A 13,799-nucleotide genomic window follows, 5' to 3' on the forward strand; every position below is an offset into this window, starting at 1 on the left:
TTATATTAGCTGTTATTTCTTAAGTGACAGCTTTGCACCTTTTAAGCTTTTACGCACGTTAGATATACGCGAACGGTTTACTGCGCGAGCTTCACCCGTTGCCTGTCCTGATAGTTTATTAGACCGAGTACGGCGTAAATGAGCGGGTTTTTTACCTATCTTATCAATAAGTACTTCACGGTTACTTACTTCATAGCCTTCGAGATAAATACGCTTAATTTTTTGACCAATTAATGTTTCTATTTCAAATAGTGTATTTTCTTCTTCACGGCTTACAAACGATATTGCCTGACCTTGGTTACCAGCTCGGCCTGTTCGGCCAATACGGTGAACGTAATCTTCAGCAAGCCAAGGTAAATCAATATTAATTACACGCGGTAATCCATCAATATCAATACCACGGGCGGCAACTTCAGTGGCCACTAGCACACGCACTTTACCTTCTTTAAATTCACGTAAAGCTCGGCGTCGGTTACCTTGTGACTTATCGCCATGGCAAACTGTTGCAGGAATACCATCAAGGTTTAGTTCTTTAACTAGCTCGTCCGCGGTGTCTTTCATATTTACAAACACAAGCACTTGCTGCCAGTTCTTTTTACCAATCAGCTCTGAAAGAAGTTCTTGCTTACGGCGCTCTTCGACTGGGTATACAACGTGCTGAACGGTAGATGCGGTGCTGTTAGTTTGGTCAACACGTACAATTTCTGGTTGCTTAAGTACTTTAGAGGCAAACTGTTTAATCGCAGCTGGGAAGGTAGCCGAAAACAATAAAATTTGACGATCATCTGCACAGCTTTTTATCACAGTTTGCATGTCTGTGATAAAGCCCATATCAAGCATGCGGTCAGCTTCATCTAATACTAAATGCTTTACATTCGCTAAGCTTAAGTTACCTAGGCGAATGTGATCTAATAAACGGCCCGGAGTTGCGACTACAATATCAACACCTGCTTTTAATGCGTTTTCTTGACCTGTAGTATTCACCCCACCAAATAAACTCACTACTTTTAGCGAGGTATGCTTTGCATACTCTTTGCAGTTATTGGCAATTTGCTCTGCTAATTCGCGTGTAGGCGCTAATACCAGTGCACTAGGTGCGTTGGTTGTACTTAAGTCTGACTCAATTAATTTTTGAATAACAGGTAAAGCAAACGCGGCAGTTTTGCCGGTACCAGTTTGTGCACTGGCTAAAACGTCTTTACCTTTACGAACAGCTGGAATAGCTGCGCGCTGAATGGGCGTAAGAGTGTGATAGTTAAGTTCGTCTAATGCCTGGATGATTTCAGGTGCGAAACTAAAAGATTTAAAATTCATGCTGTATAACCTACGGCCACATTATCAAGGGTCGCAAATTATACAGCAAAAATGAGCCAACAGTTAGTTTTAAACAATATTACTATTTAAATATTTTGTTTTATTAAAATTGCTTACCAATAAATCAATAGTTTCTCTCACAAAGTGTTCAGAGCCTCACTTATCGAAAATATTTACCCCATAAAATTTACAAAATATACTTATTATTAATTTTTTAAAACGGGTTATTGCTCTTAAGCTTTCTTATGTATAGAATTCAAGCCCCATTTAAGGGACATATAAATAAGGATTTAATAATGATAAAAAGATGTTTAGCTGCAGCAGTATTAGCAAGCGCTTTCGTAGTAACACCAGCGCAAGCAGATGTTAACCCATGGCAGCAATGTGGTATTGGTGCAATGGTTTTTCCTGATAATGGCACAGCCGCTGCTATCTCAAATGTTATTTGGGATTTAGGAACAACTGCTGTTTCTTCAAATGTTTCATCTGTAGAAAGCTGTAAAGGTGCAAACGTTAAAACTGCACAATTTATCCAACAAACATTCCCAATCCTAGAGCAAGAAATTGCACAGGGTGAAGGCGAGTACATCTCAGCAATGCTAAATGTACGTGGGTGTGATAGCTCAGCTCATTCTCAAATGATCACAACGATACGTAATGATTTTGCACAAACATCTGTAAACGATGCTCAGGCTCTTTACACACTTGTTGAAAGCAATATTGCTAGCCAGTTCTCAGCTAACTGTTCTGCAATATAATATATAAAAGGGCTAATTTTAGCCCTTTTAGCCTTTTCTACCCCAAGCCTGTTGGGTATTTATGAAAATTTATTCTTTTATAATTTTTATTTTTTTTATTGCTTCGTTTAATCTTCAAGCATCTGCAACATTAAAACAATTAGCTCAACATCCCACGTGGTTAAGTTTAGGCCATTACAAAAAACCAGCGTTTAATAAAAGCTATATTACGAACACATCATTTTTTATATCTTCTCGCGGAGCAACAAGCCCTTTTGAAGAGCTAAAAGCGACAGTGCAAAGCTTTAACAAAGACCCTCTAGCACAATGTAAATATCCTGCACGATACACCTGGCTACAAAAACAAGGGTTAACATTTACGCAGCCTAAGTCCCCCTGTATTGAACTAGAACAATGGCGAGATGCGCAACCTATACATTCTATAAGCCTAATATTTGCATCTGGTTATATGAGTAATCCGGCATCACTTTATGGGCATTTGTTGTTAAAACTAAATCGGTCATCGGCCAAAAATAATAAATTACTCGATTACAGCATAAATTATGGTGCTCATGTACCGGATAACGAAAATGGTCTAGTTTATATAACAAAAGGCTTGTTTGGCGGTTATAAAGCAGGGTTTTCGGATCAATTATTTTACCGTCATCAACATAATTACGGTGAAATAGAACTTAGAGATCTTTGGGAATATAAGCTTGCCTTAAAAAATGACGATACAAAGTTTATTGCTAATCATTTATGGGAAATACTCGGTGCGCAATTCGATTACTATTTTGCTGATGAAAACTGCGCGTTTCATATTGCGCAACTAATAGAACTTGTTATAGGAGAGCAGTTAACAAATAACAGCTCGCCATGGATGATCCCGACAACTGTTTTTTCAAAGTTAAATCAGGCTACTTATAACAATAAAAAGCTGGTTCAAGAGGTACGCTTTACGCCATCTCGAAGTACTGTTTTTATTGAGTATATGAAAAAGCTGACTAGCAACGAATCAACCATTGCAGAGCAAATATACAAAACACCTGACTTTCTTGAGCAAGATGATTTCATCTCACTCAATAGAAAAAGTAAAAAGCGAATTATTGAAACATTATTTGAGCTAGCCCAATTACAGCAAATAAAAAAACACAATATTGAGCATATTAAAAGCTTAAAAAAAGCACTAATTAAAACGCGTTTAACGCTCCCAATTGGCAATGAAGTGCACGTTTCATCATATACCCAGCAAGCGCCTCATAAAGGACAAAAACCATCAAATATGTCTGTTTCGTCAACCCAGGTAAACAAGCAACACAACTTTGGTTTGGGATTTAGACTCAGTTATTTTGACTCTTTAGCGTCAGATGTTGCACGCATTGCGTTTTCCAATTTAGAAATGGTTGATACTGAAGTCTCTATCTTAAACTCTAATTTGTATCTAGATAAACTGCACTTACTGGATTTAGAGTCATTTTCACCAGCCTATGTTAAATGGCCAAAAGAAAATAACCTTTCATGGAAAGTCAATGCTGGTTTTGAAAGGCAGAATACACTTTGCCAAAGCTGCACAAACACGTTTGTAATGGGTGGAATAGGTAAATCTTATCTGACCAATAATAATAAAACCCTGCTCTTTACGCTTGCTAACGGGTATATTGGAGATCTTGCTGCTACAGACAATATTTATGATGCATCGTTAGAACTAGGTCTAATAACAACACTATACTCAGATATTAAATTAAGAACTTCTCACGAACAATTTATATTAGGAAATGATGATAAGTCATCAACCCAAGCTGAAATATCAATTCCTATAAATCAAAACTTTGACATTCGCGTTAGTTACAAACATTCAAACCTAACAAGCTGGAAACTTAAATTAAATTATTACTGGCAATAAAAAAGGCCAAAAGTGAAATTATTTACGCTTCTCTTTTAGCCTCATACCTTAATTAAGAAAGAGTTAATACTTCATCGCTGTTAAGTAAACTAGCCTTGCCACCAACTACATCGGCTTCATTTAACTGATTAATAAGTGGTAGACCAATATTTTGTTGCTCTTCAGTTAAAGGCAAATACGGTAATCTAAATACGGAATTTACTGCGCCTGTCATCATCATTGCGGTGTTAATTGCAATCGGGTTTGGCTCGCAGAACAGCCAGTTCATTAAAGGTTGTAGTGCGGTATTTAACGCATCATTTTTAGTATCCATTAACTGGCGGAACAACCCAGGAATAAGATTAGAGGTAACCGAAATAACACCGTGTGCATTGTGCGTGTGGCGTGCATCGTGTGCTTCGTCATCGTTACCAGACCAACATGCAATGCCTTGCTGTTCGTAATGGGCAATACGCTCGTTACCACCACATTCTTTTACACCAATTAAATTAGGGTGTTTTGCTAATGGCTCAATAATATCAGGGGTTAAATCTTGCCCTGTGCGCCCTGCAACGTTGTAAATAAACGCAGGGCCTATATCGAGTACACGTTTAAAGTGCTCGTTAACACCGGCAATAGAGGTGCGGCCATAATATGGATTAATTTGCAGCGCGGCATGCATACCACTTGCAAAGCCATACTTAGTGGCTTTAATAGCTTCGCGGGTATTATTGCTACCCGTATTCCCTACAATCACCAGCTTATCGCCATATTTATTTGCACTGTGCGCGATAAGCATTAAATGCTCTTCCCAGTTCATTAACTGGCCTTCGCCGGTTGTACCACCAACCACAATGCCATCGACTCCCGCTGTTATTTGTATTTCAACGAGTTCGTCGTACTTTGCTAGGTCTATTTCACCATTGGCTAAGTACGGGGTTTTAATAGCAGTAATTAAGCTTGCTTGTTTAATTTGTTCTAGGGTGCGCATAAAAATTCATTATTTAAAAAACTTGCGCTATTTGTAACATACTTACACGCATTTTTGCAGGCTTAAGCTAATAATAAACGTAAAATGGCTTGTGTTATTTAGTTTGATAATACAAAATATAAACACTGTACATTTAAACAGTGTTTATATTTTTAACTTTAAGCGAGCCTTTATGCGTTTATCTAACTACTTAGCCACTCATTTTTATAATACTGATGAGCTTTGCCATGCTTTAAATATTAACGCCGAGCAGCTAGATACATGGCAGCAACACAGCGTATTTCCTAAACCAAGCTATTGCATAAAAAGTCAACTAAGTTGCAGTTCGTATTCTGGATTGTATGAGTGTGAAGAGTACGATGACTATTACCCGCGTGGTTGTGTAAATTGGGGGCAAGGGCTAATTAAACAAAAAATTGAATCATCAAGTAATGCCTTTAATTATTTTGCGCAGCAATACACAGCAAGCCTTACTAAACTTGCTCAGCAGGGCTTTATCTTTAACGAAGAGTTGTTCGGTTGTGAAATAGAAGAACACCTACAACAAGTATGGCAGCAGTTTTTATGTAGTAAATATGGTGTGCTTACACAAAACGGGTTAATTGATGAAATAGTATGTGTAGATATTGGCCGCCTATTGGTAGACGACATCACTGAGCTGCGCACTAAAGCAACCTTAAATCAACAAGAGCGTACACAACTACACCCCGCTATGAAGCTGTTAAACAAAGCACTAGGCCACGGGGCCGATCACGAAAAACAGCAAACCCTACGCGCCCGCTATATAGATGCGCTTATTTTAAAGTACGACTTATCCATAAAATAAAAAATAGTAAAGCTAAACCTTAGCAAGGGAATATATAACTTTAAAAGGCGATGTAGATTTACATCACCGTTTAAATTTATTGAATCAATTAGCTATGCTTAGCCAATTGATTTATATACTTCAATATTACTGCTGGTTACTAGGCCCGTTACTTGTGTGCCAAAGGCTTTAAAATGCGGCTCATTTTTATGTGCTTCAAAATGCTCATCAGATGCCCACTGCTCACTCACTAAATAAGTAGTTTGCTGCGCATCACTTTTAACCGATAGCTCATAACGCAGGCAACCTACTTCTTGTCGCGAGTACTTTTGTAGGTTTTCGAGTGCGGTTAATACAACGTCTGCATCAATATTTTTACTCGAAATAGTGGCGATTACCGTTAACATGCTCAGTCCTTTTAAAAATAAAGGTGCAGATTTTCTGCACCTAACACCGTATTGCGTATTTTATTACTGATCCCACTGCGGCGCGAAATCTGGCGTTGCTTGGCGGTCGCCGCAATCAAGGCCATCAATACGGGCAATGTCCTCATCATCTAATTTAACATGATCGTTAAAGTTATCTTCTAAGTTTTTACGCTTAGTTGATGAGGGGATCGTTGTCATGCCATTGGCGTTTACCCATGCAATAACCACTTGTGCAGGCGACGCATCATGCTTGTTGGCAATATCAATAATCGTTTCATCTTTAAGTACTTTGCCTACTACAAATGGCATATACGCTGTTACGTGTATATCGTGCTGAGCACAAAATGCGCGCAATTTAGTATTAGTTAAGTATGGGTGAACCTCAACCTGATTGGTAAAAATTTCACGCGAGTCGAGGGTTTGCATTGCTTCGTTTAAATTTGCAATAGTGAAGTTTGATACACCAATGTGTTTAGTTAAACCAAGCTGTTTAGCTTTTAAAAGTTCAGTAAGGTATTCGCTCATTGGTTCATCATTCGCTGGTGATGGCCAGTGAATAAGTAGTAAATCAACAGACTCTACTTGTAGCTTTTCAAGTGATTTTTTTACACTGGCAATAAAGTCGGTTTTATTGAGCTTATTATTCCACACTTTAGTGGTTAAAAATATTTCGCTACGCGGGATGTTGCTGTCTTTTATGGCTTGGCCTACTTGCTCTTCGTTACCATAAATTTGCGCTGTATCGATATGACGAAATCCTACTTCTAACGCCATTTTTACTGAATTGTAGGCGGTGTCGCCTTCTAAACGGAATGTACCCATACCTAAATCTGGCATTTCAATTACACGTTGTGTCATGGCTCTATCCTTATAAAATAATCGGTTAAAAACAAGCTCTTTAAAGCTTTACAAAATACACCTTTTACTTCTTTTGTGTCGTCACTTAAAAATCTATGATGACCTCAATACAGGTAATGAGGTCATTAATTTAAGTTTCAACCTTAACAGCTTACACTTTATACGCGCTGAATTTCCCGCTTATCAAGCATGCTACTGAAACGGGTTACAATTAATGCTAAAGCGGATATTGCTGCGCCAATCCAAGCGGTATCTTGAAGCGACATGCCCTCCACTACACTACCACCAATAATTGACCCCAGTGCTATACCAATATTAAACGCCGCTATGTTTAAGCCCGATGCAACATCCACAGCATTAGGCGTATGCTTTTGCGCCTGCTTTACGACATAAAGCTGTAAGCCTGGTACGTTACCAAATGCAAATGCACCCCATATTAAAATAGTAAGTACAGCGGCTACTTTTGATTCCATGGTAAAGGTGAAAGCCAATAAAATAATTGTTAACGCGCTAAATATAATACTCAGTGCACTTATTGGGCCGCGTTTGTCGGCCAATTTTCCGCCCCAAATATTGCCTACCGCTACAGATGCACCATAAGCCAGCATTATTAAACTAATAGCCGAGGGGGCAAAGCCAGTTTGTTGCTCTAAAATAGGTGCTAAGTAAGTAAACGCAGTGAACGTGCCGCCGTATCCTAGAATTGTCATTAAATATACGAGCAATAAGCGCGGCTTAACAATAACCTGAAGCTGCTCTTTAAACGTCGCCGGGATAGACTGTTTTAAATTCTTAGGCACTAAAATAGCGCTTCCTAACAAAGCAATTAAACCCAACAGCGATACCACTAAAAACGTTGCACGCCAACCAAAGTGTTGGCCAATCCAAGTACCTAACGGCACACCCGTTACAAGTGCAACGGTAAGGCCTGTAAACATAATCGCGATAGCACTGGCTTCTTTGTCTTTACTTACTAAGCTTGTGGCAATCATAGAGCCAATTGAAAAAAACACACCGTGAGCTAGGCCTGTTAGTATGCGAGCCAATATGAGTGTTTCATAACTCGGTGCTTGCCATGCAAGTAAGTTACCTACTACAAATAAGCCCATTAAGCTTATTAATACAGTTTTACGGTTCCATCGCCCAGTTAATGCTGTTAACACGGGCGCGCCAATAGCCACGCCTACTGCATACAAACTCACTAACAAGCCTGCTGAAGGCAAGCTCACACCTAAGTCGTTCGCAATGGTAGGCACTAAGCCTACTATTACAAACTCGGTTGTTCCTATTGCAAATGCGCTTAAGGTAAGCGCCCACAAAGCCAATGGCATAATTTTATCCTCATTATTTATTAAGGCGTGTAGTTTGACTAAAAATGTGTTTGCGAAAAACAGCAATAATGACAAAATACTTTTGTAGTAAATGCAAAGGTAATCGAGGGGTTTATGTCACAACATGCCAAAACTGAAGACTTAGAAATTTTTATTACGGTGGTTGATAGCGGAAGCTTTTCAGCAGCAGCTAATTTACTTGATCAACAAGTAGCTAAGGTGTCGCGTGCTGTATCTCGCCTTGAAAATGCACTGCAGTGCACTTTATTAAACAGAACGACACGCAGATTAGAACTTACAGAAGAGGGCCATACTTTTATTAAATATGCGCGTGACGGCTTAAATACTTTGCAAACAGGTGAGGAGGCAATCAAACTCTTAAAACAATCTCCAAGTGGTAAACTTAGGGTAGATGCTGCAAGCCCATTTGTTTTGCATCAACTGGTACCTTTAATCGAGCAATTTACTCAGCAATATCCGCAGATCACACTGGATATAACCTCCCATGACAGCATTATTGATTTACTAGAACATAAAACTGACTTAGCTATACGTATTGGTGATTTAAAAGATTCAAACCTACATGCTAGAAAACTAGGCACGAGTGAATTACATTTAGTTGCAAGCCCTGAATATTTAAAAAAGGCACCAAAGCTCTCTCAAGCAAGCAATTTGAGCCACCATAAACTCATCGGTTTTACCGACTCACCTAGCCTCAATAATTGGCCACTTAACATCCCCTTAAAGCTCTCATTTGGGATCACAGCCAGTAGCGGCGAAACAATTAGGCAACTCTGTATTGCAAACCAAGGCATTGCATTACTTTCGCATTTTATGGTTACCGACGATCTAAAAACAGGCCGGTTAGTGACTGTTTTACCAAAAAGTATTAAAACGCCAAACCATCGTGAGGACATACAAGCTGTTTATTACAAAAACAGTGCCGTGTCGTCGCGCATTTTGGCATTTTTAGATTTTATAAAACCTAAGCTTAAACTATAAGTGACGTTTTTTAATGGTTTCTCAGTATAAACAACATCATAAACAATAAGGAAGAATATGGACTCGTTAACGCAGGTAGTATTAGGCAGTGCTGTGGGCTACGCCGTTCTGGGAAATAAAATTGGCCGTAAAGCCGTGTTGTGGGGCGCGGCTCTTGGTACCTTACCTGACTTAGATGTATTTTTGCCTTATGGCGGGCCTGTAGAGTCATTCACTTATCATCGAGGTTTTAGCCACTCTTTTTTTATTCACTTGTTAATAAGTCCACTTATTGTGTGGCTTATCTTAAAAATACATACCGGCATGCAAACCTATAAAATGAGATGGTTTTGGTTGGTGTTTTTGTGTTTATCAACTCACGCATTACTGGATAGTTTTACGGTATATGGTACGCAACTAATGTGGCCATTTACCGAGCATCCGTTTGCGTTATCAAATATGTTTATTATAGACCCCCTCTATACACTTCCATTACTGTTAGGGGTGGTGTGCACGTTATTTCCTAAAGTATCATCACACACCGCTTACAAAATAAATAGTATCGCGCTTGGAATAAGCTCACTGTATTTATGCTCATCACTCATTTTAAAAGTCATAATTGACGGTAAAGCACAAACTGCACTTAGTGCACAAAATATAGCAGTTGATCGTTATATAAGTACGCCAGCCCCACTTACTACATTACTGTGGCGTTTTGTTGCTATGTCTGATGGGCAATATTATGAAGGCTATGCATCTGTATTCGATAAACCAAGTGAAGTCACTTTACACGCTTACAACACAACCCCTGCGTTATTAAATGACATTAAAAATGAATGGGGAGTAAAACGATTGCAATGGTTTACCAAAGGGTTTTATTCAGTACATGAACAACAAAATAACGTGGTGCTTTCGGATTTGCGTATGGGGATGGAATGCCAGTATGTCTTTAATTTTAAAGTGGGTGAAATAAACTCAAACGGAGTAAGTGTTGCTAGTTTTGAAAAGTTTAGCCAAAGACCGAGCTTTAATGATATTGATAAAATATGGGATCGGATTTGGCAACCCAGCAATTCACTTATTAAGAATACGTGCGACAACTAAAGTAGCTATTAAAGGTGACCCTTGTCGCCATATAGCTGCGTTCTATTTTTACCACGTGCTTTGGCTTCATACACTGCATTATCGGCTTGTGTAAATAAATCAAGGAATGACTTAGTATTGTTACTTATAGTCAAACCAATACTCACAGTAACAGGGTTGTCATTCACTAAAACCGTAGCAATAAGTGTATGCAGCCTATTACAAAATAGCACAGCACCTTTTTTATCAGTGTCGGGGAGCATTATTAAAAACTCTTCCCCGCCATAGCGCGAGATTAAATCTGTTTGACGACCAAAGTTTTTAAGTACTTGCCCAAGCTCTTTTAAAACTCGGTCACCTTCTAAATGACCAAAAGTATCGTTAATTATTTTAAAGTCATCTATATCTATAACAAGTAACGCAATTGTTTGCTTTGACCTTAACGATTGGTCCAATAACAACCCACTTCGGTAATTCATTTCTCTTCTGTTTAATAAGCCTGTTAGCTCATCGGTTGCTGCTAAAGACTTTAGTTTTTCAGCTTGCTCTTCTAACTTTTCTCGTGTTTTTATCAACTCATCGTAAAGCTGGTCTTGCTTAGTTGCATTAAACAAACTCCAGAACACCAATCCCTCTTCATTTATCTGCGCGTTAATAGTCATCGGGGTTTTTCGCCCTTGCCCATTAAAAATTATCAACTGCATTTCTTCAGACTTTTTCTCATGAAGTACGGTGGGAATAAGGTAGCTTTGAAAAAAAATTCTTGACGATTTTGTCAAAATTTTATTTATATTTTGACCCACTAACTCGTCCGGCTTCCAAAGTAAGTGGCTTTCAAAATAGTTGTTTACGTAAACAATTGTATTTTCAGAGTCAGTTATTAAAGCACCGCATAGAAAGCAGTCAACTGAATAAGTTGTTGGTGTTACATTATTTGGGTTGAATTTTCTCACACCAATTACTGTATGTAATTAATAATAGATTCACTTACAATCTCGGGATGAGTCATTTGTAAACAATGACCTTGGGCGGTTATAACAATGAGCGAGCTGGTTTCTATCTCTTGTTTGACGTACTCACCAACAGATACATCCGCTAAAGCATCATCTTGGCTTTGCAAAATTAGTGTGGGTTGTTTTATTTTCTTTAATAGAAAACGATAGTCAGAAAAAAAAGTCGCCTCTGCAAAATTTTTGGCTATAACAGGATCGGTAGAACAAAAACTACCTGAAAGCTCGCCAATCAACTCAGCCGAGTTAGCATTACCTACAACTAAAGGGGCAAGGTAATCAGCCCAACCGATATAATTTTTATCCATTAAGCTTAATAATTCTTGCAAGTCTTCTTTATCAAAGCCACCTTGGTAATCTGGCGGGAAATTTAAAAAGAAAGGCGAGGGGCATACCATAATTAACTTACTAATTAAATCAGGCCTTTCAAAAGCAGCCAAGGCACCAATCATACCACTGACAGAGTGACCAACAAATACAACATTAGATAATTCCAAAGCAGTACATACTTCTATAACATCTAATGCATAACCTTCTAGTTTCTTGTATCGCTGTTTGTCGTAGTGAGATATATCCGAATTACCTGACCCCACATAATCGAAAAGCACAATCCTAAATTGCGTCTCTAAATAAGGGGTTAAAAAACGCCACATGTTTTGGTCACAACCAAAACCATGTCCGAATAATAATGTTTTAGGGCCGCTACCAATTATTTTTACGTTATTTCTAGATTTTATTGTTTCTGAATTTAGCACGTTAAAGTACGCCTTTATCACAAGTAACTAATCAATGTTGTCGCTAAGCTATTAAAAGTTAATTTGTATTCACTTTTAACTAAATTAGCAGCCATATAAAATACTTTTAAACATACTTACAATAGTACAGAATTAATTTTGGTGTTCGTATTGGCCTCTGTATACCTCAAAAACTTTTAGGACTGTGAGTTGTTCTTTTGACAAATTATCGTACCAATCATCAAATAATTCGTCATTATCTTGCTCACTCAACGCCATATAGTGAGCCAGCAACTCAATAATATCGTTGTGGTTGCATGCAAGATGGTTAACTTGCTGTGCTAGGGCACTATGGTCGCGCTCTCTTAGGGTTTCCATTACCCCTTGATCTATTTGTTCTTGTTGTATCGCGTCGCTCATAAATTACCTCAGTATCTACTGTATATATTGTATAACTATTTTTATTATATTATTTATAGTTATAACAGCCTAAAAATGAATAGCCAGTATTTTTGATCTAAGTGATTATTTTTTGATTTGTTTGTTTAAATAGTCAACAAATTTACTGTTTAAAGCAAGAAATAGCAGATATTACGAGTAATCACCAAACTAGAAACACAATAAGAAATGGCTATGGCGCGAGTATTTGTAATAAAGGCATTGGTAAATTTGCTAACTTTTGAACCATAAGCGCAAGAGGTAAATTTTTAATAAAACAGGCAACACTTTAAGTGCTACCTGTTAACACTTTATTTTACTACGACAGAAAACTCAGGCGCGGCTTGAATTACTTTTTTTACCGTACACGTATTCACTGCTGCAATAAGTGCTTTTTTGTACTTTTGAGGAAAACCATCAGGTAAGTTAATTTCGATAGAAAATAGTTTTTTACCGTTCTCATCTACATTTTCATTATTTTGTGTAAGTGTCATTCCCTCTGTAGAAATATCACGTTGCTCACAAAATTTGCGGGCATAAAACCCGGCGCACAACACCATGCTTACTAAAAAATAATCAAATGGTTCTGGGTGCTCTGCACCACCACCGGCAGCAATACTTTGATCGCTAATTACTTCTAAATCACCAAATTTTGCGCTTTGCTTTTGGCCATCTAATAATGAAACTGAAATTTCCATAATTGTTCCTTACTTTCCAAACAATAATTCAAAAAAGCCGGGAGGCTCATGTAGTTTGTGATACTTTTTACGTAGATTATCAATACTTTTTAGTGGTACTTTCGCTGCTGCTAAGCCTTGTTCGTTTGCCACTTTTTTAGCAAGCTTTGCCTGAGAGAGCACTTTATCTAGACCTTGCACAGACTTTTCAGGTTCTTGATAAAACTTGGCTGTTTTACTTACTTCAACCAGGTTAATAAACTCGTCAATTGCTGCATTAAAATCTGTAAGCTGAGTAGCTTGCACTGCCTTTTTATATGCAAGACCCGTGTTTTTCATATTTAACTCTAGGTCTACAGGCTCGCTTGCATTGCTTAATGTGCTCAATAATAAAATAATAACGAAGTAACAATATTTCATGAAAAACCCTATATTTTTAAGTCTGTTAATTGTATCAAGTAAAGGGTTTAAAGTAACGAAGCAACAACGACTTAATACTGTAAAGGGGGTTTACATTTAATTAGTAAAAA

Annotated in this window: 15 protein-coding genes; 5 read left to right on the plus strand and 10 right to left on the minus strand. The window is 38.0% G+C overall.

The window, feature by feature from the left end:
• Positions 1 to 12: 12 nt before the first annotated feature.
• Positions 13 to 1,314 carry a DEAD/DEAH box helicase gene (locus AC27I2_RS08495; protein ID WP_058404193.1) on the minus strand — a complete coding sequence of 434 codons (1,302 nt, stop codon included), beginning with the start codon at positions 1,312 to 1,314 and terminating at the stop codon, positions 13 to 15.
• Between the two features lie 296 nt (positions 1,315 to 1,610).
• Between AC27I2_RS08495 and AC27I2_RS08500 the strand changes: the two genes are divergently transcribed.
• The gene (locus tag AC27I2_RS08500) at positions 1,611 to 2,072 is read left to right on the plus strand and encodes a DUF3015 family protein (RefSeq protein ID WP_058404194.1); all 462 of its coding nucleotides are present in this window, start codon (positions 1,611 to 1,613) and stop codon (positions 2,070 to 2,072) included.
• Between the two features lie 61 nt (positions 2,073 to 2,133).
• Positions 2,134 to 3,954, plus strand: coding sequence for an Lnb N-terminal periplasmic domain-containing protein (locus AC27I2_RS08505; RefSeq protein ID WP_487203989.1), 1,821 nt, complete (start codon positions 2,134 to 2,136; stop codon positions 3,952 to 3,954).
• 52 nt (positions 3,955 to 4,006) lie between these two features.
• On the opposite strand, the gene dapA is transcribed toward AC27I2_RS08505, so the two are convergent.
• Positions 4,007 to 4,924 carry a 4-hydroxy-tetrahydrodipicolinate synthase gene (gene dapA / locus AC27I2_RS08510; RefSeq protein ID WP_487203990.1) on the minus strand — a complete coding sequence of 306 codons (918 nt, stop codon included), beginning with the start codon at positions 4,922 to 4,924 and terminating at the stop codon, positions 4,007 to 4,009.
• Between the two features lie 172 nt (positions 4,925 to 5,096).
• Between dapA and AC27I2_RS08515 the strand changes: the two genes are divergently transcribed.
• Positions 5,097 to 5,750, plus strand: coding sequence for a DUF6058 family natural product biosynthesis protein (locus tag AC27I2_RS08515; protein ID WP_487203991.1), 654 nt, complete (start codon positions 5,097 to 5,099; stop codon positions 5,748 to 5,750).
• Between the two features lie 98 nt (positions 5,751 to 5,848).
• Here AC27I2_RS08515 and AC27I2_RS08520 read toward each other — a convergent pair whose 3' ends face one another.
• The 3 genes from AC27I2_RS08520 to AC27I2_RS08530 all read right to left on the minus strand — a co-directional run bounded on the left by AC27I2_RS08520 (position 5,849) and on the right by AC27I2_RS08530 (position 8,346).
• The gene (locus AC27I2_RS08520) at positions 5,849 to 6,136 is read right to left on the minus strand and encodes a putative quinol monooxygenase (RefSeq protein WP_058550218.1); all 288 of its coding nucleotides are present in this window, start codon (positions 6,134 to 6,136) and stop codon (positions 5,849 to 5,851) included.
• 63 nt (positions 6,137 to 6,199) lie between these two features.
• Positions 6,200 to 7,015, minus strand: coding sequence for a 2,5-didehydrogluconate reductase DkgB (gene dkgB / locus AC27I2_RS08525; protein ID WP_487203992.1), 816 nt, complete (start codon positions 7,013 to 7,015; stop codon positions 6,200 to 6,202).
• A 158-nt stretch (positions 7,016 to 7,173) separates the two neighbouring features.
• Positions 7,174 to 8,346, minus strand: a complete 1,173-nt coding sequence (locus AC27I2_RS08530; RefSeq protein ID WP_487203993.1) for an MFS transporter — start codon at positions 8,344 to 8,346, stop codon at positions 7,174 to 7,176.
• Between the two features lie 114 nt (positions 8,347 to 8,460).
• Between AC27I2_RS08530 and AC27I2_RS08535 the strand changes: the two genes are divergently transcribed.
• Together AC27I2_RS08535 and AC27I2_RS08540 are read left to right on the plus strand one after the other, a co-directional pair.
• Entirely contained in the window at positions 8,461 to 9,348 is an 888-nt protein-coding gene (locus AC27I2_RS08535) for a LysR family transcriptional regulator (protein ID WP_487203994.1), read from the plus strand.
• A gap of 57 nt (positions 9,349 to 9,405) precedes the next feature.
• Positions 9,406 to 10,431: a metal-dependent hydrolase gene (locus AC27I2_RS08540; protein WP_487203995.1), complete on the plus strand. Its 1,026-nt coding sequence runs from the start codon at positions 9,406 to 9,408 to the stop codon at positions 10,429 to 10,431.
• Between the two features lie 8 nt (positions 10,432 to 10,439).
• On the opposite strand, the gene AC27I2_RS08545 is transcribed toward AC27I2_RS08540, so the two are convergent.
• From AC27I2_RS08545 to AC27I2_RS08565, 5 genes are all read right to left on the minus strand, one after another.
• Positions 10,440 to 11,363, minus strand: a complete 924-nt coding sequence (locus tag AC27I2_RS08545; protein WP_219422179.1) for a diguanylate cyclase — start codon at positions 11,361 to 11,363, stop codon at positions 10,440 to 10,442.
• Positions 11,364 to 11,368: 5 nt separating this feature from the next.
• Positions 11,369 to 12,175, minus strand: coding sequence for an alpha/beta fold hydrolase (locus AC27I2_RS08550; RefSeq protein WP_487203996.1), 807 nt, complete (start codon positions 12,173 to 12,175; stop codon positions 11,369 to 11,371).
• 132 nt (positions 12,176 to 12,307) lie between these two features.
• Positions 12,308 to 12,574, minus strand: a complete 267-nt coding sequence (locus AC27I2_RS08555) for a hypothetical protein (RefSeq protein WP_058552375.1) — start codon at positions 12,572 to 12,574, stop codon at positions 12,308 to 12,310.
• 329 nt (positions 12,575 to 12,903) lie between these two features.
• Entirely contained in the window at positions 12,904 to 13,290 is a 387-nt protein-coding gene (locus AC27I2_RS08560; RefSeq protein ID WP_058552376.1) for an OsmC family protein, read from the minus strand.
• Positions 13,291 to 13,299: 9 nt separating this feature from the next.
• Entirely contained in the window at positions 13,300 to 13,689 is a 390-nt protein-coding gene (locus tag AC27I2_RS08565; RefSeq protein ID WP_058404205.1) for a cytochrome b562, read from the minus strand.
• Positions 13,690 to 13,799: the final 110 nt, after the last annotated feature.

Source organism: Pseudoalteromonas sp. NH0006-46, from assembly GCF_057547735.1.

What these genes read in the sequence shown, in the direction of transcription:
- AC27I2_RS08495 (WP_058404193.1), bottom strand. Translation starts at nt 1,314, where the DNA reads ATGAATTTTAAATCTTTTAGTTTCGCACCTGAAATCATCCAGGCATTA.
- AC27I2_RS08500 (WP_058404194.1), top strand. Translation starts at nt 1,611, where the DNA reads ATGATAAAAAGATGTTTAGCTGCAGCAGTATTAGCAAGCGCTTTCGTA.
- AC27I2_RS08505 (WP_487203989.1), top strand. Translation starts at nt 2,134, where the DNA reads ATGAAAATTTATTCTTTTATAATTTTTATTTTTTTTATTGCTTCGTTT.
- dapA (WP_487203990.1), bottom strand. Translation starts at nt 4,924, where the DNA reads ATGCGCACCCTAGAACAAATTAAACAAGCAAGCTTAATTACTGCTATT.
- AC27I2_RS08515 (WP_487203991.1), top strand. Translation starts at nt 5,097, where the DNA reads ATGCGTTTATCTAACTACTTAGCCACTCATTTTTATAATACTGATGAG.
- AC27I2_RS08520 (WP_058550218.1), bottom strand. Translation starts at nt 6,136, where the DNA reads ATGTTAACGGTAATCGCCACTATTTCGAGTAAAAATATTGATGCAGAC.
- dkgB (WP_487203992.1), bottom strand. Translation starts at nt 7,015, where the DNA reads ATGACACAACGTGTAATTGAAATGCCAGATTTAGGTATGGGTACATTC.
- AC27I2_RS08530 (WP_487203993.1), bottom strand. Translation starts at nt 8,346, where the DNA reads ATGCCATTGGCTTTGTGGGCGCTTACCTTAAGCGCATTTGCAATAGGA.
- AC27I2_RS08535 (WP_487203994.1), top strand. Translation starts at nt 8,461, where the DNA reads ATGTCACAACATGCCAAAACTGAAGACTTAGAAATTTTTATTACGGTG.
- AC27I2_RS08540 (WP_487203995.1), top strand. Translation starts at nt 9,406, where the DNA reads ATGGACTCGTTAACGCAGGTAGTATTAGGCAGTGCTGTGGGCTACGCC.
- AC27I2_RS08555 (WP_058552375.1), bottom strand. Translation starts at nt 12,574, where the DNA reads ATGAGCGACGCGATACAACAAGAACAAATAGATCAAGGGGTAATGGAA.
- AC27I2_RS08560 (WP_058552376.1), bottom strand. Translation starts at nt 13,290, where the DNA reads ATGGAAATTTCAGTTTCATTATTAGATGGCCAAAAGCAAAGCGCAAAA.
- AC27I2_RS08565 (WP_058404205.1), bottom strand. Translation starts at nt 13,689, where the DNA reads ATGAAATATTGTTACTTCGTTATTATTTTATTATTGAGCACATTAAGC.